This is a genomic window from Prosthecobacter sp. (assembly GCF_044227185.1).
GTDB lineage: Bacteria > Verrucomicrobiota > Verrucomicrobiia > Verrucomicrobiales > Verrucomicrobiaceae > Prosthecobacter.
The window spans coordinates 72,452-94,211 of the sequence record NZ_JBGAFO010000009.1; the positions used below are offsets into that span (position 1 = coordinate 72,452).

General features: G+C 62.5%; 14 protein-coding genes. 9 read left to right on the plus strand and 5 right to left on the minus strand.

The window, feature by feature from the left end; translation table 11 throughout:
- Nucleotides 1-10 precede the first annotated feature (10 nt).
- The gene (locus ACILSQ_RS20655) at nucleotides 11-1,036 is read left to right on the plus strand and encodes a spermidine/putrescine ABC transporter substrate-binding protein (protein WP_395745552.1); all 1,026 of its coding nucleotides are present in this window, start codon (nucleotides 11-13) and stop codon (nucleotides 1,034-1,036) included.
- A 51-nt stretch (nucleotides 1,037-1,087) separates the two neighbouring features.
- Here the strand turns inward: ACILSQ_RS20655 and ACILSQ_RS20660 are convergent, their stop codons facing one another.
- Nucleotides 1,088-2,338, minus strand: a complete 1,251-nt coding sequence (locus ACILSQ_RS20660; protein WP_395745553.1) for a competence/damage-inducible protein A — start codon at nucleotides 2,336-2,338, stop codon at nucleotides 1,088-1,090.
- Between the two features lie 33 nt (nucleotides 2,339-2,371).
- Entirely contained in the window at nucleotides 2,372-3,001 is a 630-nt protein-coding gene (locus ACILSQ_RS20665) for an AAA family ATPase (protein WP_395745554.1), read from the minus strand.
- 101 nt (nucleotides 3,002-3,102) lie between these two features.
- Between ACILSQ_RS20665 and ACILSQ_RS20670 the strand changes: the two genes are divergently transcribed.
- From ACILSQ_RS20670 to ACILSQ_RS20680, 3 genes are all read left to right on the plus strand, one after another.
- Nucleotides 3,103-3,522, plus strand: coding sequence for a c-type cytochrome domain-containing protein (locus ACILSQ_RS20670; RefSeq protein WP_395745555.1), 420 nt, complete (start codon nucleotides 3,103-3,105; stop codon nucleotides 3,520-3,522).
- Between the two features lie 141 nt (nucleotides 3,523-3,663).
- Nucleotides 3,664-5,037 (plus strand): aspartate aminotransferase family protein, encoded by a 1,374-nt coding sequence (locus ACILSQ_RS20675; protein WP_395745556.1) that lies wholly within the window; start codon nucleotides 3,664-3,666, stop codon nucleotides 5,035-5,037.
- 119 nt (nucleotides 5,038-5,156) lie between these two features.
- On the plus strand, nucleotides 5,157-7,808 hold the full coding sequence (locus ACILSQ_RS20680) for a PSD1 and planctomycete cytochrome C domain-containing protein (RefSeq protein ID WP_395745557.1): 2,652 nt from the start codon (nucleotides 5,157-5,159) through the stop codon (nucleotides 7,806-7,808).
- Here the strand turns inward: ACILSQ_RS20680 and ACILSQ_RS20685 are convergent.
- Nucleotides 7,805-8,518: a hypothetical protein gene (locus ACILSQ_RS20685; RefSeq protein ID WP_395745558.1), complete on the minus strand. Its 714-nt coding sequence runs from the start codon at nucleotides 8,516-8,518 to the stop codon at nucleotides 7,805-7,807. The two genes, ACILSQ_RS20680 and ACILSQ_RS20685, sit on opposite strands and share 4 nt — an antisense overlap.
- Before the next feature lie 207 nt (nucleotides 8,519-8,725).
- On the opposite strand from ACILSQ_RS20685, the gene ACILSQ_RS20690 reads away from it, so the two are divergent.
- From ACILSQ_RS20690 to ACILSQ_RS20705, 4 genes are read left to right on the plus strand one after another with little or no spacing between them, the layout of a single operon-like run.
- Nucleotides 8,726-8,998 carry a WXG100 family type VII secretion target gene (locus tag ACILSQ_RS20690; RefSeq protein WP_395745559.1) on the plus strand — a complete coding sequence of 91 codons (273 nt, stop codon included), beginning with the start codon at nucleotides 8,726-8,728 and terminating at the stop codon, nucleotides 8,996-8,998.
- Between the two features lie 50 nt (nucleotides 8,999-9,048).
- Entirely contained in the window at nucleotides 9,049-9,546 is a 498-nt protein-coding gene (locus ACILSQ_RS20695; RefSeq protein WP_395745560.1) for a hypothetical protein, read from the plus strand.
- A gap of 37 nt (nucleotides 9,547-9,583) precedes the next feature.
- Nucleotides 9,584-9,784: a hypothetical protein gene (locus ACILSQ_RS20700; RefSeq protein ID WP_395745561.1), complete on the plus strand. Its 201-nt coding sequence runs from the start codon at nucleotides 9,584-9,586 to the stop codon at nucleotides 9,782-9,784.
- Complete coding sequence (locus ACILSQ_RS20705) at nucleotides 9,768-13,412, plus strand: FtsK/SpoIIIE domain-containing protein (RefSeq protein ID WP_395745562.1); 3,645 nt, start codon at nucleotides 9,768-9,770, stop codon at nucleotides 13,410-13,412. Before ACILSQ_RS20700 ends, ACILSQ_RS20705 begins: the two co-directional genes overlap by 17 nt.
- Before the next feature lie 1,334 nt (nucleotides 13,413-14,746).
- Here the strand turns inward: ACILSQ_RS20705 and ACILSQ_RS20710 are convergent.
- Together ACILSQ_RS20710 and ACILSQ_RS20715 are read right to left on the minus strand one after the other, a co-directional pair.
- The gene (locus ACILSQ_RS20710; RefSeq protein WP_395745563.1) at nucleotides 14,747-17,683 is read right to left on the minus strand and encodes a response regulator; all 2,937 of its coding nucleotides are present in this window, start codon (nucleotides 17,681-17,683) and stop codon (nucleotides 14,747-14,749) included.
- Nucleotides 17,684-17,793: 110 nt separating this feature from the next.
- Nucleotides 17,794-18,591 (minus strand): ParA family protein, encoded by a 798-nt coding sequence (locus tag ACILSQ_RS20715; RefSeq protein ID WP_395745564.1) that lies wholly within the window; start codon nucleotides 18,589-18,591, stop codon nucleotides 17,794-17,796.
- 100 nt (nucleotides 18,592-18,691) lie between these two features.
- On the opposite strand from ACILSQ_RS20715, the gene ACILSQ_RS20720 reads away from it, so the two are divergent.
- A complete protein-coding gene (locus ACILSQ_RS20720; RefSeq protein ID WP_395745565.1) occupies nucleotides 18,692-21,757 on the plus strand; it encodes an SNF2-related protein in 3,066 nt (1,021 codons plus the stop codon).
- Nucleotides 21,758-21,760: the final 3 nt, after the last annotated feature.

Genomic DNA, 21,760 nt, shown 5'->3' on the forward strand with positions numbered 1-21,760 from the left:
CCATCCGGCCATGAGGCGCTGCGCGTTGCTCTTCAGCCTGGTCTGTTTCACCCTCAGTGTGCGGGCCGAGACCCTGCATCTCTACACCTGGGCTGACTACATCAGCCCTGAGGTGGTGAAAAAATTCGAGCAGCAGCAGCATTGCAGGGTGGTCATCGACACCTTCGACTCGAACGAAAGCATGTTTGCGAAGGTCAAGGCAGGCGCCACCGGCTATGACATCGTCTTTCCCACCGCCTACATGATCCAGGTCATGCAGGCGCAGGGCATGCTCGCGCCGCTGGATCACAAGCTCATTCCCAATCTGCCGAACATCGATCCCGCCGCCCTCTCCAAGGTGATGGATAAAACCATGGAGCACAGCGTGCCCTACACGGTCGCTTATGCCTGCATCGCGGTGCGCAAGGACAAGATGAAGGGCCAGGCTGCTGACGCCACCTGGGCCATGTTTGACCGCGACGCTTTCGCCGGTCGCATGACCCTGCTGGATGACATGCGCGAAAGCATCGGCGCCGCGCTCAAGTCCCTGGGCCACAGCATCAACACCCGCGATGACGCCCAGCTCGCCGCCGCGCGCGACGTCCTCATCCGCTGGAAAAAGAACATCGCCCGCTTCGACAACGAAGGCTACAAGTCCGGCATCGACTCCGCCGAATTCCTCCTCGTGCATGGCTACAGCGGCGACCTGTTTCAGGTGCAGATGGAAAATCCCAAGGTCGAAATCATGATTCCCCGCGAAGGCGTCACCATCGGTTGCGATGAAATGGTCATCCCCAAAGCTGCCAGGCAGCCCGCCCTCGCCCACGCCTTCATCAACTTCGTGCTCGATCCCGCCATCGCCGCCGAAAACATGGAGTGGATGGGCTACTACTGCCCCAACAAACCCGCCCTGGCCAAAGTCAGCGCCGAGTTCCTTAAAAACCCCGCCATCACCATCCCCGCCGAGCTGCAGGCCAGATGCGAAGTCATCGAAGACCTAGGCCCCGATCTGGCGAAGTACAGCAAGGTGTGGGACCAGGTGAAAGCCGCCCGTTAAAGTACTCGCGAGCTTTAGCTCGCTCTGGAAAGCGCGTGCCATGAGCGCATGTCATCTCAGCGCAATCCTCAGCATCCGCCGCCGCAGCATGTCCAGCGCCGCCTGCGAAGTCAGCAGCTTGAACCGATCCCGCGATCCCGGTGAAAACTTCTTCTGCGCCCACGTCTCAGCCCCCTTTGTCGCCAGCGCGATCCACACGGTGCCCACCGGCTTTTCCTGCGTGCCGCCCGTGGGCCCCGCGATTCCCGTGACGGCCAAAGCATGGTCGGCACCGCTGTTTTTCAGCGCTCCTTCCGCCATAGCGCGGGCCACTTCCTCGCTCACCGCGCCATGCGTTTCGATCAGCTCCATCGGCACCCCGAGATGCTTCTCCTTCGCCTCATTTGCATACGTCACCCAGCCATGGCCAAACACACGCGAGGCACCGCTCACATCCGTGATGCGGTTCGCAATGGTGCCGCCGGTGCACGACTCCGCCGTGGCCAGCCATTCACCACGCTCGCTGAGAAGCTGCACCACCACCTCTTCAATGATGCGGCGGTTTTCCGAAACAATGCAGTCGCCCAAAGCCCCGCGTACCACGTCTGCGCCCGCGTCCACGGCGGCCTGCGGGCCCGCCAGACGCACGTCCACATCCCCATTGCGGATGCAGTAGCCCAGATCCAGCCCCGCGATGGCCTCCAGTTGCTTTTCCACCGCCTCCACGATGTCGGACTCTCCCACGCCCGTGACTTTGAGATACAGCACGCGGCGTGAATCCCCGTCCGGCAGCCATTGGCGCAGGCGCGTTTCCACCTGGCTCTCCACCATCGGCTTCAGTTCGCGTGGCGGGCCGGGCAGCAGGAAGATGTGCGCATTCCAGCCCAGCGCCGCGCTGAGCTCTGCAGGGAAGTACAGGCCTGGAGCCGTGCCAAAATGATTGGGCATCACCTCCGCGCCGCGCGGCACCATGGCCTGGCGCTGCGTGGCCAGGCTCACCGGCTTGCCACGTTTGGCAAAGTAGTCGCTCAGGTGCTGCATCACCTCGGCGTTCAACTCCATCTCGAGACCCAGCAGTTCGGCCGTCGATTCACGGGTGAGGTCGTCATTCGTGGGTCCCAGTCCGCCGGACACCAGCACCACATCCGCCCGCTGCGCTGCTTCAGCGATGGCCGTGCGGATCACCGCCCCGTCCGGCACGATCGTCTGCCGCGCCACCTGAATGCCCAGCGCCGCCAGCCGCTGGCCGATCCAGGCCGCGTTCGTGTTGATGGTGTCCCCCAAAAGGAGTTCGGTGCCAGTGTTGACGAGTTCGACGTTCATGCACCTGTCCTTACGCGCAGCCGGGCGCTTCGATCAACGCTTCTTTCGCGCGCGCCTGCGGCTGAGCTTGGTCACAATGTCATCCAGCATGGCCAGCCCAAAGGAGATCTTTTTAAAAAAGGATACATTGTGGGGCACCAAAATGAAGTTCGGGTGCTGACTCCAGAGCGCGCGCAGCCGGTGATCGAGCTTGGCGGCCAGTTCCACCGATTCGTTGCGGATAGGATTCCCTCCTTCAATGCTCATGTGGCCGCAGGCGGCGCTCTCAAAGAAGATGACCGCATCATAACGCGTAAGCTCGCGCTCCAGGGTGCTGCCGATGTCTTCAAAGAAGCCGTCGCTGCCTCCCGGCCAGTAGGCGGCCCCGTCCACGGTGCCGCGGTCACACAGCAAAATGCGGTCGGGGTGCTGCGCCATCACCGCCTCTTCCAGATGAATCTGCACGTGATAAATGGCGCGCTGGGCCGCATGCACGGCGTCTGGCTGCGCGACGCGCGGAAAGCCGCCGGCAAACATCATCGTAGCCGCTTCGGGCACCAGGACGACGCGCTCGCCCATCTCACGGCGGAAGAGATCGCCCGCTGTCGTCTTGCCGCCGCCAGGGCCGCCCGTCAAAACGATGCGAAAAGGGCGGTGAACCGGGATCTTGGAGGGGCGGGGCATGCTGCTAATGTGGCCGCGAGGGCGGGCGGGCGTCAAGCATGCGCGCAGCTTTGCACAAGGGGGGCGTAGTCCGGTTCCGCGTGGGTGGTTATGCTCGCACCATGATTCTACGCTTTCTCCCCCTTCTTTTCATCGCCACCGCCTGCTCGCTCTGGCCGGCCAGCCGCAGCCAGCGGGAGCACTATTTCCTCACGGAAGTGAAACCCGTGCTGCAGCAGCACTGTCTGCGCTGCCACAATGGCAGTCTACCGCCGCCCTCTCTCAATCTCACCACAAGGGCCGCCGCTCTCAAACGCAGTGCCAGCGGGCGCGACTACATTCTGCCGGAAGACCCGGACTGCAGCCTGCTCGTCAGCGCCGTGCAGCGTGGCGGCACTCATCCCAAAATGATGCCGCGCACCGAGGTGAGCCTGACGGACGATCAGATCGGCATGCTGCGCGAATGGATCGAGGACGGCGCCTATTGGCCCGACGACAGCCGGGGCGTGCTGCGGGCGCAGAAGAGCGCGGAGAATCCGTGAACCACACAGCGCGCCGCCTGCTTTCAGGATCGCCTCATCACAATCATATTGCCAGCGAGATAATTCGTATGCGCACAAAAATACCGCGAGTTGCTGCAAAGAGAGTAGCAGCAGAATGCAGTCCCGTGCATCATCGTTTCCATGGGCAAAGAATTCAGCATCACTCCACAGACTGTTCCACACGTCGAAACCAAGTACCGCCGCATCTGCACCCCGCTGCCGCACCCGGACTCCCTCCCGACTTTGGAGAAGCTGCGTCACTTTGAGCCCCAGTCCATGCGCGGCATGCCCCCCATCGTGTGGGACAAGGCCCTCGACATCCACATCTTCGACAAATACGGCAACAAGTGGCTCGACTGGAGCAGCGGCGTGCTGGTGACCAATGCAGGCCACGCCGCGCCGGAAATCTGCAAGGCCATGATCGAGCAGATCCAGAGCGGCCTCATTCACAACTACGTCTTCCCCAGCGAGGAGCGCGCCGAAGCCGCCGAGCTCATCGCCTCGGTCTCGCCGGAAGGATTGAAGAAAGTTTTCCTCCTCAGCACCGGCAGCGAGGCCACCGAGTGCGCCATCAAGCTCAGCCGCTCGCACGGCATCAAAGTTGGCGGGAAGGGGAAGATCGGCATCGTCGGTTTCACCCGCGGATTCCACGGCCGCACGCTCGCCAGCCAGCAGGCCGGCGGCATGGCGGGGCAGAAATCGTGGATCGTGAATGAAGATCCGGCCATCCTCAATGCGCCCTTCCCGGACGGCTACTGGACGGAGGACACCAGCTTCGACAGCTTCCTCAAAACCATCGCCGACAAAGGCCTGACCGGAGACAACATCGCCGGCGTCATCATCGAAAGCTATCAGGGCGTGGGGCCCGACTTCGCCCCTGTGGAATACATCCAAAAACTCCGCGCCTGGTGCGATGAGCACAAGGTCGTGCTCACCTTCGACGAAGTGCAGGCCGGCTTTGGCCGCACCGGCAAGTTCTGGGCCTTCGAGCACTACGGCGTCAATCCGGACATCATCTGCTGCGGCAAAGGCATCAGCAGCGGCATGCCGCTCAGCGCCGTCATCGGCCGCGTGGAGATCATGGACCAGTTCCCCCCGGGCAGCATGACCAGCACGCACACGGGCAACCCTGTCTGCTGCGCCGCCGCCGTGGCCAACATCCGCAAGCTGCTCGACGAAGACCTCACTGGCAACGCCGCCCGTCTCGGCCCCATCCTGCTGGAGCGCTGCAAGGCCATCCAGAAGCGCCACCCCAGCGTCGTCGGCAATGTGACCTGCGCCGGACTCGTTGCCGGCATGCAGATCATCATGCCAAACAAGAAGGAGCCGAACCACGACCTCGCGCACCGCATCATTGAGCTCTGCTACCAGCGCGGCCTGCTTCTCTTCGCTCCCGTCGGCGCCTGGGGCCAGACCGTCAAAATCTGCCCCCCTCTCACCGTCACCGAAGAAGCCCTCCTCGAAGCCTGCGACGTCCTCGATGGCGCCGTGGATGACGCGGTGGCCGGGAAGTAAAGGTCTGCCGACGATCTCGGTCAAACATTCCTCATTCCCCCTCGGAGCTGGCATCAAACCCGCTGCCCTGGCCGATGCAAGAGCGCTGGCACACGCTTCGTATTTCCCTCAGCCGCAACATGATTCGCTCCCCACTCATCATCAGTTACGCCTTGCTGACCACCGTCCCCTCATGGGCTGCGGTTCCGGTGATGTTTGAAAAAGACGTGCGTCCCATCCTCAAAACCCACTGCTTTCAGTGCCATGGCGAGGACGGCGAAATGAAAGGCGGGCTCGATGTGCGTCTGGCGCGTTTCATTCTCAAAGGCGGCAAGGACGGCCCCGTGATCGTTCCCGGCAAGGTGGCCGAAAGCCACCTCATCGACCTCATCAAAAAGGGCGAAATGCCGAAAGGCAAAACCAAGCTCAAAGATCAGGACATCGCCACGCTCGAAGCCTGGGTGGCCCAGGGCGCGAAGACGGCGCGTCCTGAACCCGAAAAGCTCGGGCCCGAGCATGCTTTCACCGATGAAGAGCGCGCCTGGTGGTCACTGCAGCCGATCACCCATCCCAAAGCCCCCAGTCTTCCCCAGTCGGCCAATTCCAAACTCGGCATCGACGCCTTCATCGCCGCCAAGCTGAAGGAGAAAGGACTCTCCTTCTCCCCCGAAGCCGATCCCGTCACCTTCATTCGTCGCGCCAGCTTCGACCTCATCGGCCTGCCGCCCACACCCCAGGAGGTCGATGACTTTGTCGCCGCCTACATCAAGAACCCAGAGACCAGCATCCAGCATCTCGTGGACCGCCTGCTGTCCTCCCCGCACTACGGCGAACGCTGGGGCCGCCACTGGCTGGATGCCGCGGGCTATGCCGACAGCGAAGGCTTCGGCGAAAAGGATCTGGAGCGTCCCTGGGCCTGGAAGTACCGCGACTACGTCATCAACGCGCTCAACAAGGACAAGCCCTTTGACCAGTTCATCCGCGAGCAGCTTGCCGGCGATGAAATGGTGCCGCAGCCATATAAGGACCTCTCTCCAGACGCCATCGAGAAACTCGCCGCCACCGGCTTCCTGCGCATGTCCCCCAATGGCACCGGAGAAACGAGCGATCTCGCCACGCGAAACGCCAACATCGCCGACACGCTCAAAATGGTGGGCACCTCCCTCTACGGTCTCACCATTGGCTGCGCCCAATGCCACGATCATCGTTACGATCCCATCTCGCAGGCCGACTACTACCGCCTGCGCGCCGTCTTTGAGCCGGGCTTCGATACCAAGGCCTGGCGCAGCCCCGCCGGCCGCCTCGTCTCCCTGCAGACGGAGAAAGAAGCCGCAGAGGCCGCGAAGATCGAAGTCGAGGCCAAGAAGATCGACGCCGCGCGTCTCGCCAAAGGCGAGGAGTTCATCACGGAAGTGCTGGAGAAGGAGCTGGCCAAGGCCCCCGAAAAGGATCGTGAGGCCCTGCGCACCGCCTACCGCACCGAGGTGAAAAAGCGCACCGCAGACCAGACCAAGCTCCTCAAAGCCTGGCCGCGCGTGAACCAGCTCAGCGCCGGCTCGCTCTACCTCTACGACACCACCTATAAAACCAAGCACGCCGCTGAATTGAAGAAAATGGTGGACGATGCCGCCGCCGTCCGCGCCACCAAGCCCAAGCAGGAGTTCCTCCACGCCTTCACCGAGCTCCCCAAGAAGCCCGAGGCCATCCCCGCGACCTTCATCTTCAATCGCGGCCAGTTTGACCAGCCCAAAGAGCAGGTGAAGCCCAGCGACCTCACTGTCCTCGCCGCCTTCCGCAAAATCGAAATTCCCGAGAAAAATGCCGCGCTGCCCACCACCGGCCGCCGCCTCGCCCTGGCCAATGAACTCACTGATGGCAAGCACCCGCTGGTGGCCCGCGTGATGGTGAACCGCGTGTGGATGCACCACTTTGGCAAAGGCATCGTGGCCAGTGCAGGGGACTTCGGCCAGCTCGGCAGCAAGCCCACCCACCCCGAACTGCTCGACTGGCTCGCCACCGACTTCATGGCCCGCGGCTGGAGCCTCAAGCAGCTACACCGCCAGATCATGACCTCGCGCACCTACCGCCAGGCCTCCACGCGCGATGCCACCCGTGACCGCATCGACCCCGACAATTCCTACCTCAGCCGCATGAGCGTGCGCCGCCTGGAGGCTGAAATCCTGCGCGACAGCCTGCTGGCGGTCAGCGGCAAGCTCAATCCCAAGGTCGGCGGCACTCCTGTTCCCGTCATGTTCAATGAGGAAGGGCAGGTGGTCATTGGCATCGACACCACCGACACCGCCGGCCGTCCCTCTGGCAAAGTCGTCCCGCTCAATGGCGACGAGTTCCGCCGCAGCATTTACGTGCAGGCCCGCCGCTCGCGGCAGCTCGAAATGTTCGCCACCTTTGACGCTCCCATCATGGAGCCAAACTGTGACGCGCGCACCGTCACCACCGTCAGCCCGCAGAGCCTGCTGCTGATGAACAGCACCACCATGCGCGTGCATGCCCAGCAGTTCGCCCAGCGCCTCCAGGCTGAAGGCGGCAAGGACGTGGCCGACCAGGTGCGCTACGCCTTCCGGCTCGTGAGCGGCAAGGCTCCTTCCGAATCCGATGTGCAGCAGAGCGTCGAGTTCATCCAGGCGCAGACAGAATTCTACAAGGCGAACCCCACTCCGCTGGAGGTCCAGCTCGGCGTGCCGTCCAAGACTCCCGGAGACCCCGCCTTCCTCGGCCTCACCGCCCTCTGCCACGCGCTGCTCAGCTCCAATGCGCTGCTCTATGTGGACTAGCCATAGGGCGTGAGCCACTCCGTGCTCTTGAGCTTCAGCTCCGCCGTGAAACTGGCCGTTGGGTAGGGCTCCTCGGCTTCTGATTTCCAAAAGTCCTCCGGCACCGTAGCCAGCTCAAACCCCACATGCATCCTCCCGTCCGGCGTCAGCGTGATGCCTCCTGGCGTGAGCGTGATGGCCTCACACCCCTCCATCGGATGCGGCTCGTTCAGCAGAGACTCCGTGCTGGCGCTCATGAGCTCGTCATAGCGTGCGATGAACTGCTGCCACTGCGTGGCCTGCGCTTCGGAGGGGCTGCTGCCGTAGGCGCTCAGCCTCACCGTCTTGCCGGTAGGCAGCACCGGTCTCGCATACCACGTCTTGTAAAAAGGCGAATGTTCGAAATCGCCTATGATGGGGTGATGCCCTGCAATGCGAGCCTCCTGGCGCTTCCGACGCTTCAGCTCCAGCATCATCACGGTCGCCAGCAGGGCTCCAAACACCGCGGCCACCTGCAGGATGACCCGGATGGCGGAATGCAGCGGCACATCCCACGCCGCCGCCGGCAGCACATGCAGCAGTTTCAGGAGCATCGCAAACAGCCACAGGGCCATGCCCAGCACCGGGCCGATGATGCACACGGTGAGAAATCCGCATACAAAGACCACCATCCAGCCCTGCACGGAAGGGCGGTCAAAGGCGCTGGCGGTGTCGTAGTTGAAGAACTTCATCGCAATGAATGCCGGAGTGATGGCAGGAGGTGCCGCATCGCGATGATTCCATTGGGAACAAGGAATTTTAAGCCTCCGCCTCCCGCCATGTCGAGCTTTTTTCCGCACCCACGCCTGCGCGTGGCCGGTCCCGGGGATAAGCGTTCCGCCGAACAAATTCGCCGCAAAACCACTCGTCAACCGGCATTCGCCCTTCATCATGGCTTCATGGCCCAGGCAATCATGAATCCCGAGGAGGTCCGGCGCTTTGCGCAGGAATTGAAACGTTTCAATACGGAAATGGTCCAGCGCGCCGCCTCCCTGCAGAGCCGCTTCACCTCCCTCGGCGAGACCTGGCAGGACGCAGAGCACGAAAAATTTGCCGCCGAGTTCAACACCACCATGAAAGCCATCAAGCGCTTCATGGAGATGTCCGAGCAGCACACCCCCTTCCTCCTGCGCAAAGCCCAGCGCATCGAAGAATACCTCGCCCAGCGCTGATCGGCGCCATAGAACCGCGAACCGAGAACCGCGAACCGAAAACTTTCTTCATGGCTGACCAGGCACGCATTTCCAATCTCGACTCCATCGAGGCGTTTCGCGTTGCCCTCAGCGTCTTCATCAGCAAGACCCGGCAGACCCTCGACGCCATACAAGATGAGGTGAAAAGAACCCGCGCCTGGCTGCAGACCGAGCAGCCCGCCTACTGGCAGCAGCAGATACGCCTGCTGCAGAGAAAGCTCGACCAGGCGCAGGCGGAGCTCACGACCGCGCGCATGTCTGACTTTGTGGAGGCCGCCTCCATTCAGAAGGCGGCCGTGCGCAAAGCCACCGCCGCCCTGGAGGAGGCGCAGGCCAAGGCCCAGCGCACCAAGGCCTGGGGGCGGGACTTTGACCGCGCCGTCGACCCTCTCGCACGCAAGATCGAAGGCCTGCGCGATGTCATTGACGGAGATCTCGCCAAAGCCCAGGCTTACCTCGTCGAAATTCAAAAAATTCTCCAGGCTTACAATGAAACTCCCGCCCCTCCGGCGAGTTCTCCCTCCTGAACGCCTGCCCCTCAGGCCTCTCTTTTCCACTTCCCGCATGAATCTCACCCAAAACGCCCGTGACCTCTCCGTCCACTGGCATGCCACCAAGGCCCACTGGCGCGATGCCAAGGCGCTGGACTTTGAAAAAACCTATCTGGAGCCGCTGCCCGCTCTCATGTCCAAGACCAACACCATGATCGGCGAACTCGAAACCCTGCTCCGCAAGATCCGCAAAGACTGTGAACAGCTCCCCTGACCTCCGCGCTTCGCGTATCGTTTCTTTGTACAATTCGCTGCGCGACACCATCGGCGACTTCGCCTCGCGCAGCGAGCAGATCTCCCGGGAGACTCGCTCCAAGCGCTACACCTCCGAGCAGAATCACCTCCAGCACCTGGAGACCTTCGACAAGCAGCATAACGCCACCGTCAGCGAGGTCGCGGCCCAGTGGGACGAGTTTGTGAAGACCATCCATGCCCGGCACGATGTCCGCAGGACCTCCTTCAAACGCTACGAGGACCGCATCCGCCGCGACCTCCCCGCCATGACCCAGAAGGAGCGCGAGCGCTGGCTTGGCCGCCAGCAGATGCGCCGCGTCCATGCGGACTCCGTGCGCAAACGCGGCCTGCAGCAGCTTGAGCACACCACAAGTGGTTTGCTGGAGCGCCTCACCGCCGCCAAAGACCGCCTGCTGGTGGTCGTGAAGGCCACCGGCGAGCGCCTCGGGCGCAAAACCGCACCCGCGCCAAATCCCGCCCTCACACTGTCAGACATCCCCGGCCGCATTCAGGAGATCGAAGGCCACGCGCAGCACCTCGAAGAGCAGCTCGCAGCCGGCGCCACCTCAGGCATGTTCAAAATGTTTTCCAAGCCGCGGGTGGACTCGCAGGAGCTCAGCCTGGCAGTGCTCGATTACGAAACCTGCCTGCAGGAACTGCACGCCGCCAGCGACGCCGCCGCGGCGCAGTTGCAGGCGGACTTTGAGCACACGGACGCGCAGGTCACCGCAGACTGGAACCGCACCGAAGAGGTGGCGGAGAAGTTCCGGAAGGCCATGACGAAGCGCCTCGCCGTTCAGATTCCCGCCTGCCTCGCGCGCAATGAACGCCTGCTGCACCGCAATCTGGAAAGCTTCGAGATGCAAAAAGCAGAGGCCCTCGCGCAGGTGAGCGGTCCCCTCAAAGAGCATCGGCGGCAGCTCATTGAGCAGCATGAGGCCGCCATGCACGGCATGCACGCGGCCGCCCAGCAGCGCTGGGCCGCGCTGCAGGGAGAGTGGAATCAGAAAATCCCGCCGCTGCTCGCCGCCGTGGACGAGGTCCGGCAGGATCCCGCAGCCCAGCTCTCCGGCTGGAGCACCGCCTATCAGCCGCAGGGCAGGTTCCCGGAGGCCGTGCGCCTCGGGCAGCTCGGACTTGATTTCAGCGCTCCGGCCGCCCTGCTGGCCAAGGAGGCCCCCTTCAATCTCGGCGGTCATGAGCGCGTCTCCCTGCCCCTGGCGCTGGCCTTCCCGCAGGAGGGCTCTCTTCTGATCGAGACCGATGATGACGGTGGCAAATGGGTCGCCGATGTGATGAACAACGTCATCTTCCGCCTCTTCACCCAGGCCCCTCCCGGAAAGGTGCATTTCACCATCATCGATGCCGTCGGCCTCGGGCAGAATTTCGCCGGCCTCATGCATCTGGCGGATTACGAGCCCGCCCTCATCAACCGCCGCATCTGGACCCAGCGCGAGCAGATTGAGGAGCGCCTCATCGAGCTCAATGAGCACGTCGAGAAGGTCATCCAGATGTACCTGCGCAATGAGTACGCCACCATCACCGAGTACAATGAGCAGGCCGGAAGTGTGGCGGAGAAATACCACTTCCTCGTCATCGCCGGGCTGCCCACTGGGTTCAATGAATCTTCCATGGCGCGCCTGAAGAGCATCGTCATGAGCGGCGCTCGCTGCGGCGTCTTTGTGCTCATTCACTGGGACCGCCGCCAGCCCCTGCCGGAAGGCCTCAGCGCCGAGGACCTGCGCAAGCACTGCCTCCGCATCGTGCGCGAGAAAGGCGTGGTCAGCTTCAGCAATATCCGCACCCTGGAGCTGGATGCGCCGCCGCCTGACTCCCTTGCCGCCGATCTCGCGCACCAGATCGGCCAGGCTGGCATTGATTCGAACCGCGTGCAGGTGCCCTTCAGCGTCGTCACGCCCAAAGAGCTCTGGTCGGAAAGCACCACCAATGAGTTGCGCATTGCCATCGGCCGCACCGGCGCCACCAAGCTGCAATACCTCGCCATCGGGAAGGGGACCAGGCAGCACGCGCTGCTTGCGGGTAAAACGGGCTCCGGCAAATCCACGCTCCTCCACATCATCATCACCAATCTCGCCCTCACCTGCAGTCCGGACGAGGTGGAGTTCTATCTCATCGACTTCAAAAAAGGCGTCGAGTTCAAATGCTATGCGGATGTCAAGCTGCCGCACGCCAAGGTCATCGCCATCGAGAGCGACCGCGAGTTCGCCCTCAGCGTTCTCCAGCGCCTGGATGAGGAGCTGCGCCGCCGCGGCGAGCTCTTCCGCAAGGCCGGCGCGCAGGATCTCGCCGGCTACAAGCGCGCCACCGGCGAGCCCATGCCCCGCGCCATGCTCATCATCGATGAGTTCCAGGAGTACTTCACCGAAGATGATTCCGTGGCGCAGGGAGCCGCCCTGCTGCTGGACCGCGTCGTGCGCCAGGGCCGCGCCTTCGGCATTCACGTCTTCCTCGGTTCGCAGACTTTGGGTGGTGCCTACACCCTCGCGCGCACCACGCTCGGGCAGATGGTCATTCGCATCGCCCTGCAGTGCAATGAATCTGACGCCGCCCTGATCATGGACGACACCAACACCGCGCCGCGCCTCCTCTCGCGGCCCGGTGAAGGCATCTACAATGACGCCGCCGGCGCCATCGAAGGCAACAGCCCCTTCCAGGTCGTCTGGCTCACCGATGAGGAGCGCGATGCCAACCTCCTCAAAGTCTCCCAGATTTCGAACGAGCGCGGCTTCGCGTCTCATCGCCCCATCGTCTTTGAAGGCAACATGCCCGCCGACGTGCGCGACAACACCCTCCTCGCCGCCGCATTGTTCACTCCGCCGCTGAAAGCTCCGCCAGATCCCAAATGCTGGCTCGGCATGCCCAATGCCATCAAAGGCCCCACGGAAGCCCTCTTTCCACGCCAGAGCGGCCGCCATCTGCTGCTCGTCGGTCAGAATGACGAGGCCGTCGCCGCCATCATGGGCCTGGGCATCCTCGCCCTCGCCGCGCAGCATCCGCGCGCGGAGCAGCCAAAGTTTTACCTCATTCACAGCGCACTTTCCGGCGCGCCAGACTATGAGTTCCTTGAAAACGCCGCGAATGGACGCGCTCAGATTTCGCAGGGGCACGAGGCGCCGGAGTTCATCTCGGAAATCCACGCCGAAATGAAACGCCGTAGCGACGAAGGCAGCGCGGGAGATCCGCCCATCTACCTCTTTGTCCATGGTCTCCAAAAGTTCCGCAAGCTGCGCTATGAGGAGGATTTCTCCTTCGGTGGCGACGACGCCCCGAAACCCGGCAACCAGCTCAACGAGATCATCTCCGAAGGCCCGCCCCTCGGCGTTCATCTCATCACCAGCCTGGACACGCTCAACAACCTCAACCGCTCCCTCAGCCGCAAGGCCGTCAGCGAGCTCGGCATGCGCGTCCTCTTCCAGATGAGCGCCAACGACTCCGCCAGCCTCATCGACTCCCCCAAGGCCAGCACCCTCGGCCTCCACCGCGCTCTCTTTTACAGCGAGCACGAATCCCGCCTCGAAACCTTCCGCCCCTTCGCCCTGCCCGATCCCGGCTGGGTGGAGGAGGCGGTGCAGGCCCTGGCTGGCTAGAAAGCCAAAGCCAGTTCGATGCCGTGTTATAGCGTTTTCCAAATCTTATTTCCGGCATGTGCGTGCTGATGCTGTGCAGCGTGTTGTAGCGCGGTATTCCGATGCCGCGTCGGCACCGAATCGGTATCGGAGCACCGATCTACATCGGCCTCCCTCGCCGCAGCACCGGCTATTCCGGAAATGAGTTTTTCGGTTTGCTATGTCAACGCTTTATAGCGTTTTCCAAACCGGATTTCCGGTCAGCGGCGTTCAGCGGCGCGTGGAGACGTTCGGCGGAGGCTGGAGGACCAGCCTCCCTGCCTCGCTGCAGGCATGCGAGTGCCCAGCGCAGGTAGGGCTGGCTGTCCTCAGCCAGCCGCCGTCGAAGCCCATGATCCGCGATCAAGAAACAGCCCGCGCAACGGAAATGAGTTTTATAGAGCATTTTAAATTATTTCGTGTCCGATTGCAGGTCTTGCTGAAGCATGTGCCCAAAGCGAATCCCCTCTCCCCCTCGAGGGCAAGACGTCTCCCCGAGCGTGTTGGGGGAACGTAGCGCAGCGGAGATAGACGAAGTCAAAGGTTAGGGTGAGGGGGCGGCCTTATGCTTTCAAAGCCGTCGAGCCACCCCTCTCCCCGAAGAGAAAATTTGGGTGCTTGTCATGAATGGCACTCGGTTAAGGCGTGTCCTCGCGGTTTTTGGTGTTCTGGCGCACAGGGGCGCATGCCAGCCGCGACAGCGTCTTGGAGTGCGTGCGGGAAGCGTAGCGCCACGCCGCTTTTCGCAGGCCGGACGGCGTGGAAAGACCTGAAAACACTCGACACCCCCCCTGCGAAAGCGGTGCCGTCGATGCGGGCTTGCGCCGTGCATCTCTGTCACCGCACTCCAAGACGCTGTCGCGTTTCTTCCTAACAGTCTTCAAAGTCCACGATACACGTCCCTAACCGAGTGCCATTCGTGCTTGTCATTTTTTATGGGCGGGGGAGAGGGAAGATCGTGTTGGCTATCCTGGATTTGTAGGACACGAAATAATTTAAATGCTTTATTGAGGATTGCATAATTGACTGACTGCTTTGCCTTGAAGGCCAACGGCCTTCCGGAATACAGCCCAGGGGTGCCGAGCCTCAGCGAGTGCTCCCCTGGGTCTTGGCAGCCAGTCCGGGAAGCGAACCCATCATCTGCTTCACGCGCCCCGTCTTCCAGAAGCGTCTCCCGGCTATTTCGCCGCGGGAGAGCTTGTGCCTCCGCCACACACCACGCCCCGGCTCCAGTCGGAGCAGCCTTGCCACGAGTGTCAGCCTGTTGAGCAAGCCTCAATAATGACGTGTTATCGACGCTTTAATCACGCTCCTCTTCACTCCAGCTCCCGCTCAAACTCCAGCAGCGCCTCCCTCAGCCTCGCCACTTCCTCCGTCACCACGGCCAGGAGCTTGCCTGCCTGCAGCAGGTTGCCATCGCGCGTGCATTGCGTGAGGGCGGACACGGCGTTGAAGGCCGGCGTGGCGGCGTAGTTGCCCACCAGCCCTTTAAGGGAATGCGCGGCGTGGTGCAGTGCCTCGCCATCCAGGTTGTGCAGCGCCAGGCAGGCGTTGCCCAGCATCGGCTGGGACTCCGCGCAAAACAGCCGGATCAGCTCCATCATGAGCGGGGCGTCGCCAATGTTCTCGGTAAAAGTGGCCGCGTCGAACACCGCTGCGTCACAGTCCTCGCCATAGGGCAGAAGTTCATCCTGCGGCGTCTGGTTGGGGCTGGCATATTTTTCCAGCAGGGGGTAGAGCTGCGTGGAATGAATTGGCTTGGCGATGTAGTCGTCCATTCCAGCGGCGATGCATTGCTCGCGGTCGCCTTTCATCGCATTCGCAGTCATGGCGATGATCGGCACATGCCTGCCGCTGCCAGCCTCATGCTGGCGGATCGCCATCGTGGCCTCCAGCCCGTTCATCTCCGGCATCTGGACGTCCATGAGGATCGCGTCAAAGGTCTGAGTGGCCAGGATGGCGAGAGCCTCGCGCCCGTTGTTCGCCAGCGTCACCTGATGCCCCCGGTCTTCCAGCAGCTTGATGGCCACCAGTTGGTTTACCCGCCCGTCCTCCACCAGCAGCAGTTTCATCGTCACCCCTTCCTCCCGTCCGGTCGTTTCCTGGGAGATCACGCTCCGGTCATCGGCGATCACGCCGCCCATCACGCGGGTGATCGCATCGAAAAGATCCGAGTGCTTCACCGGCTTGGTCAGGCAGCGCTCATAACCCAGGTCTTCATCATCGACCTGCCCGCTGAGACTGCCTCCCGAGGAGAGAATCAAAATTTTGGGGGCGCTGCTGCCAAACCGCCGGCTGACCTCGCGGCAAACTTCCGCTCCGTCCATGTCCGGCATCATGTAGTCCAGCAGCATGAGGGGTATCGGTGTGCCCGTGGCCCGCAGTTCCTCCAGAATGTCCAGCGCCTCCTCCCCGCTGCTGGCCAGCAGGGGCCGCAGCTCCCAGGCCTTGAGCATTTCCGCCAGGATCATGCGGTTCGTCGCATTGTCATCCACCACCAGCACTCCGAAGTCCTGCAGTTTTTCCGGCAGCAGCCGTGCGGCGCTCGGTTTCTGCGAGCCCAGGTCAAAGAGCGCCGTGAAATGGAAGGTGCTGCCTTTGCCAGGCTCGCTGTCCAGCCACATGCGCCCCTTCATGAGCTCCACCAGTTGTTTGGAGATGGCCAGCCCCAGTCCCGTGCCGCCAAAATGGCGCGTGGTGGAGCTTTCCGCCTGGGTGAAGGACTCAAACACCTGCGCCTGCTTGTCTTTGGCAATGCCGATGCCGGTGTCTGACACCAGCACATGCAGGGACACCTGCTCCTGGGTGAGGCTTTCCACCCGCAGCTCCACCACGATCTCTCCCCGCGGGGTGAACTTGATGGCATTTCCTACCAGATTCATGATGATCTGCCGCAGGCGGGTCACGTCGCCGATCAGGCAGTCCGGCACTTCCGGCCTCACCAGGTAGGCCAGTTCGATCTCTTTCTCCGCCGAGCGCACCGCCAGCGTCTGCAGCGTGTCACCGATGGCGTCGCGCAGGTCAAACTCGTGCCGGTCCAGGTCCATTTTGCCCGCCTCGATCTTGGAGAAATCCAGGATGTCGTTGAGCACCGTCATCAGGGAGTCGGCCGACTGCCGCACCAGGTTCAGGTAGCCTCTTTGATCCGTCGTCACCCGCGTGTTCAGCAGCAGTTCGGTCAGGCCGATGATGCCGTTCATCGGCGTGCGGATTTCATGGCTCATGTTTGCCAGGAAGGTGCTCTTGGCACGGTTCGCGGTCTCGGCCGCTTCACGCGCCATGCGCAGCTCGTCTTCGCTGCGAATGCGCTGGGTGATGTTGCGCGCCGCCGCGTAGATGGCCGATTGGCCGGCATTCGGCGCCGCCGTCCATTCGATCCACAGATAGCTGCCGTCCTGATGCTGGTAGCGGTTGATGAAATTCACCAGGTTCTGCCCTGCGGCCAGCTGCTCCATGGCGGCCACCGTTTTGGCCCGGTCCTCCAGGTGTACAAAATGCAGGAACGGCTTGCCCAGCATCTCCTTTTCCGTGTAGCCCAGCGTGGTGCAAAACGCGGGGTTGATCCGCTTGAAATACCCGTCCATGCCCGCGATGCAGAGCATGTCCAGCGACACCTGGAAAAACGGCCCCAGCCCGCTGCTGGCCTCCTCCGCCTCGCGCTTTGCCCGCACCAGTTCATCCTCCACCCGCTCTCGCAGGGAGAGCTGCTGCTGCAGTTGCAGCTTCGTCTGCTGCAGCTCCGCCATCGACTGCTCCAGCAGTGCCTTCTGGGAGGCCAGAGCAATGTTGGCCCGGTACAGCGCCTCCTCGCTCTCCTTCAGCGCGGTGATGTCCTTGGAAATTCCGCAGGTGCCGATGATGCTGCCATCCGCATCACGCAGCGGAATCTTCGTCACCAGCGCCCAGCCCGTGCGGCCGTCCAGCAGCAGCTTTTTTTCCTCCTTGCCACTGATGGACTGCCCCACTCGCATCAGCTCCTGCTCATCTTCCCAGGCCGCCTGCGCCAGCGAATGCTCGAAGTAGTCGAAGTCCGTTTTGCCGATCACCTCCGCCGGCTCCGCAGCCCCCAGGTAGCTGGCCTCCGAGCGGCTCACCAGCACGAATGCCCCCTGCTTGTCCTTGAAGTAAATGCGGTCAGGAATGTAGTCCAGCAGACAACTGAGCAGCTTGTAGTGCTCTTCGATGCTGGTCAGACTTGGCGTGCAGGCAGCTTGTTTCGCCCGTTCTTTGGCTGGCTTGGCGACGTCAGGCATTCAGCATTATTTAAGCGCCCTCGTTAAAATTGGCAAGGAGCGCGTGATTGACGGCAGCTCCACCTCCGCTCAGGCTGTACGCGGGAGCCTGCGTGGCAACCATTCCCGGGTTAGGCAGCGGCCACCGCCGGCACTTGGGCCGCGGCGCGGCGGGCCAAAAACTCATCTGCCAGGGCCCGGTAGGCCTGGGCTCCGCGTCCGGAGGGCTCGTATTCGATGATGCTTTTGCCAAAGCTCGGCGCCTCTCCCAGGCGCACGGTGCGCGGGATCAGCGTCTGGTAGCAGGTCTCGGCAAAGTAATTGCGCACATCATTGACCACCTGGTTCGCCAGATTGGCGCGGCTGTCATACATCGTCATAACGATGCCTTCGAGCAGCAGGTTGGGGTTCGCCCCGCAGTCGCGGATCTGCTGCACCACATTGACGATTTTGGAAAGTCCTTCGAGGCCGAAGTACTCGCACTGGATGGGCACCAGCAGCTCGTCCGCCGCCGCCAGGGCGCCCGTCATCAGCACGCCCAGGGAGGGCGGGGTGTCCAGAATGGCGTAGTCGAAATGGCCGGAGTCACGCAGCGGGGCCAGCACATCCCGCAGACGGGCCAGGTGGTTCCCAGCCTGCGCCAGTTCGATTTCACATCCCGCCAGCTCCTGATGGGAGCGGATGATGGACAGGTTCGGCAGGCGGGTGCTGCGGATGGCCAGGCGTGGGTCCGTACCCTCCACCAGCGCCGAATAAAGGCTGCCCCCGTCTTCCTGCGCCAGTCCCAGTCCGCTGGTCGCGTTCGCCTGCGGGTCAAGATCGACCAGCAGCACCCGCACCCCGCGTTGGGTGAGGCATGCAGCAAGATTCAAAGCGGTCGTCGTTTTACCGACTCCGCCTTTCTGGTTGGAAATGGCGACGATCCTCATAGGCAATTGACGCTGGACTTTGCAGATAAACCATGGGACACGCCAGCACGAAATGGAAATCACAGAGAAATGGCTCGCAGAAATCGGCGGTTGGGCGGTGATGAAGTCCGCCCGCTCGCTGGTGGACGCCGGTCTGGCCGCCGTCACCAGCAGCAGCGATGGCATCATCCGCGGCACCGCCGGCTCTGGAAAGATGAAGTTCACCACCGGCCTCCGCATCCGCACCGCCTCCGATGTGGAAAACCTCTGCACCTGCCCCCACTCCCGCCGCACCGGCATGATGTGCGAGCACGCCCTCGCCGTCGCCCTGGCCCATGTCCGCGAGCAAAACGGCACCACCAGACCTCGTCCCGCCGGTGGATCAGGTAATGTAGTCCCGCCTTTAGGCGGCTCTAGTTCTGGAAGTCCCGGTCCGGCTAAAGCCACCCCGGTCCCCCTCAAAGTCCCCGGCCGCTACTCCCTCTACCTCCCCGATCCGCTCCTCCAAGGCCAGCTCCGCGAGCCCTTCGGCGTCTTCGTCAAATTCGAGCCCGGGGGCGAGGGAGAGTCATCCCTGTTCGCCGCCTGGCTGGCCGGTCAGGGCATCAAGCAGCCGCAGAGCCTGCCCATCTCCCTCAAGGGCGAAAACATCAACACCTTCCTCCAAACCCTGGCGGACCACCCCCGCGTGTTTGTCGGCAAGCCGAACGGTCAGGAACGCCCCCTCCATGTGGCCCCCGAGCGGGTGCGGCTGCCCCTGATCGTCGAGTCCACCGGTCCTCAAACCCTGCGCCTCTCCCTGGAAGGCGCCCATCAGCGCCATGTCTCCGGGCCATGGTGGATCTGCCAGGAAACAGCCTCCCTCTTCCGCCACCTTTCAGACAGCCCCAGCCTGACCACCCTGGCCGGGGAGTTGAGCCGGGCCCCCGTTAATAAACCCCTCCGCTGGCTGGCAGAGCAGGGGGAGGCCCTGGCAGAATGCTTCCAAGTTGAACTTCGGGGGGATGGACTTAAGAAATTCCACGTTGCCCCCGTCCCCTGCGAATTCGAAATTCAGCTCGATGGCTCGTTGCAGGCGGTAGATGCGAAACTCTTCGCCCGTTACAAATCTCATCGCTGGCCAGTCCGATACGAAAGTGATATTGGTTCGATATTTCCTATTCAAGATGAATTAAGTGACTTTATATTTTACGTTCAAAATGTAGAGGCTGAATTCCGCCTTTTACGCCGTTTGGAGGCCCTGAATTTCAAACCCGAAGGCTCATCCTGGCGTCTTCAAGGCAGCGAAAACGTCCTCCGTTTCTACGCCTCCGAGCTACCCCTGCTCCGTGACCTAGCCACCATCACAGAGGCCGAACGCTGGCGCTCCGCCACCCGGGGAATTCAGCGCATCGCCCCGAAAACCCGCTTCGTCCTGCCGGACGGGCAGGGCAGCCGCGGCGGGGGCGACTGGCTCAGCATGGAGTTCGCCTACGAGTCCTCCGACGGCTTCCGCCTCCCCCGCGCCGAGGTACTCCGCCTCGTCCGTTCCGGCCAGCGCTCCGTCCAAGGAGCCAATGGCAGGCGTTACATTCTCGACATCGCCGCCGTCGACGACCTGGAGGAATCCCTGCGTGATGTCCCTCTCGAACTCACCCCTGAAGGGGCCCGCGTCCACGGGGCGCATGCTTCGTACTTTGGCCATGGCGATGTGGATGAATGTAACGATATTAAAGTTACTGCAAGCGAGGTTCATACGGAAATCGGCGACCTCGCCGGGTTGCTCCGTCCCTATCAGATGGAAGGTGTCTGCTGGATGACCTCCCGCATCCTGCGCGGCCGGGGCGGCATCCTGGCCGATGAGATGGGTTTGGGTAAAACCGTCCAGAGCATCGCACTGGCCCTCTTCCTCAAACAGCGGAAAGGCGACCAAAGCGGCCCCGTGCTGGTGGTCTGCCTCAAGTCCCTCCTCTCCAACTGGCAGGCCGAGTTCGAGCGCTTCGCCCCCACCTTGAAGGTGCTCCTAGTCCAAGGCGCAGGCCGCGAAAAGGCTCTCAGCACGATCTCTGCTCACGACGTAATATTGACCTCTTATCAATTGATCGTCAGAGATATTAAGTATTATCAAACTATTAAGTTTGGCTTACTTCTTCTCGACGAAGCCAGCTTCATTCGAAACCCGGACACCGATGCCGCCAAGACCCTCCGCGGCCTCCACTCCGCAGGCCGCATCGCCCTCACCGGCACCCCGCTGGAGAATGGTGTGCGGGATTTGTGGTCCATCTTCCAGTTCACCCTGCCGGGCTACCTCGGCAATCAAAGCTCCTTCAAGGAACGCTTCGAGAGCCCCATTCAGTCTGGCCTCGACCTGCCTGCGGGCCGGGCCGCCGCCCACCGCCTTCAGAAACTCACCCAGCCCTTCTTCCTCCGCCGCACCAAACGCCAGGTGCTCAAAGACCTTCCCGAGAAGATCGAGCAGGTGCTGTGGTGCACCCCCAGCGCGGCTCAGAGCGAGTTCTACCGCAAGATCCTGGAGGAAGGCCGCGAGGAGATCAAAGCCGCCCGCCGCCGCTCCGGCCAGAACGGGGCCAAGATGACCATGTTCACCGTCCTGCTGCGCCTCCGTCAGGTCTGCTGCGACCTCCGCCTCACTGGCGTTCAGCCAGACGCCCTCAAAGGCCTCGATCAGGACGACCTCTCCGGCAAGTGGCCTGCCCTGCTGGGCCAGATCGAATCCGTTCTCGAATCCGGTGGCAAGCTGCTCGTTTTCAGCCAGTTCGTGCAATTTTTACGCCTCATGCGTGACCATCTGAAGGCCGAAAAACTCGACCACGCCTACCTCGATGGCAGCAGTCAGGACCGCCCCGCCCAGGTGGCACGCTTCCAGAAGGACCCCGCCTGCCGCATCTTCCTCATCAGCCTCAAAGCCGGCGGCTACGGCCTCAACCTCACCGCCGCCGACAACGTCATCCTCGCCGATCCCTGGTGGAACCCCGCCGTCGAAGCCCAGGCCATCGACCGCGCCCACCGCATCGGCCAGCAGAAAGTCGTCAACGCCTACCGCCTCGCCATCCGTGGCACCGTGGAGGAGCGCATCCTCAAACTCCAGGCCCAAAAACGCGGCCTCGTCGAAGCCGCCCTCAATGACCAGACCCCGATGATGGAAGGCCTGACCGACGGGGATCTGGAGGAACTGATTGGGGGGTGACGC

Bases quoted from the DNA above. Each gene is read 5' to 3' on its own strand.
- ACILSQ_RS20655 (WP_395745552.1), top strand. From the start codon at position 11: ATGAGGCGCTGCGCGTTGCTCTTCAGCCTGGTCTGTTTCACCCTCAGT.
- ACILSQ_RS20660 (WP_395745553.1), bottom strand. From the start codon at position 2,338: ATGAACGTCGAACTCGTCAACACTGGCACCGAACTCCTTTTGGGGGAC.
- ACILSQ_RS20665 (WP_395745554.1), bottom strand. From the start codon at position 3,001: ATGCCCCGCCCCTCCAAGATCCCGGTTCACCGCCCTTTTCGCATCGTT.
- ACILSQ_RS20670 (WP_395745555.1), top strand. From the start codon at position 3,103: ATGATTCTACGCTTTCTCCCCCTTCTTTTCATCGCCACCGCCTGCTCG.
- ACILSQ_RS20675 (WP_395745556.1), top strand. From the start codon at position 3,664: ATGGGCAAAGAATTCAGCATCACTCCACAGACTGTTCCACACGTCGAA.
- ACILSQ_RS20680 (WP_395745557.1), top strand. From the start codon at position 5,157: ATGATTCGCTCCCCACTCATCATCAGTTACGCCTTGCTGACCACCGTC.
- ACILSQ_RS20685 (WP_395745558.1), bottom strand. From the start codon at position 8,518: ATGAAGTTCTTCAACTACGACACCGCCAGCGCCTTTGACCGCCCTTCC.
- ACILSQ_RS20690 (WP_395745559.1), top strand. From the start codon at position 8,726: ATGGCCCAGGCAATCATGAATCCCGAGGAGGTCCGGCGCTTTGCGCAG.
- ACILSQ_RS20695 (WP_395745560.1), top strand. From the start codon at position 9,049: ATGGCTGACCAGGCACGCATTTCCAATCTCGACTCCATCGAGGCGTTT.
- ACILSQ_RS20700 (WP_395745561.1), top strand. From the start codon at position 9,584: ATGAATCTCACCCAAAACGCCCGTGACCTCTCCGTCCACTGGCATGCC.
- ACILSQ_RS20710 (WP_395745563.1), bottom strand. From the start codon at position 17,683: ATGCCTGACGTCGCCAAGCCAGCCAAAGAACGGGCGAAACAAGCTGCC.
- ACILSQ_RS20715 (WP_395745564.1), bottom strand. From the start codon at position 18,591: ATGAGGATCGTCGCCATTTCCAACCAGAAAGGCGGAGTCGGTAAAACG.
- ACILSQ_RS20720 (WP_395745565.1), top strand. From the start codon at position 18,692: ATGAAGTCCGCCCGCTCGCTGGTGGACGCCGGTCTGGCCGCCGTCACC.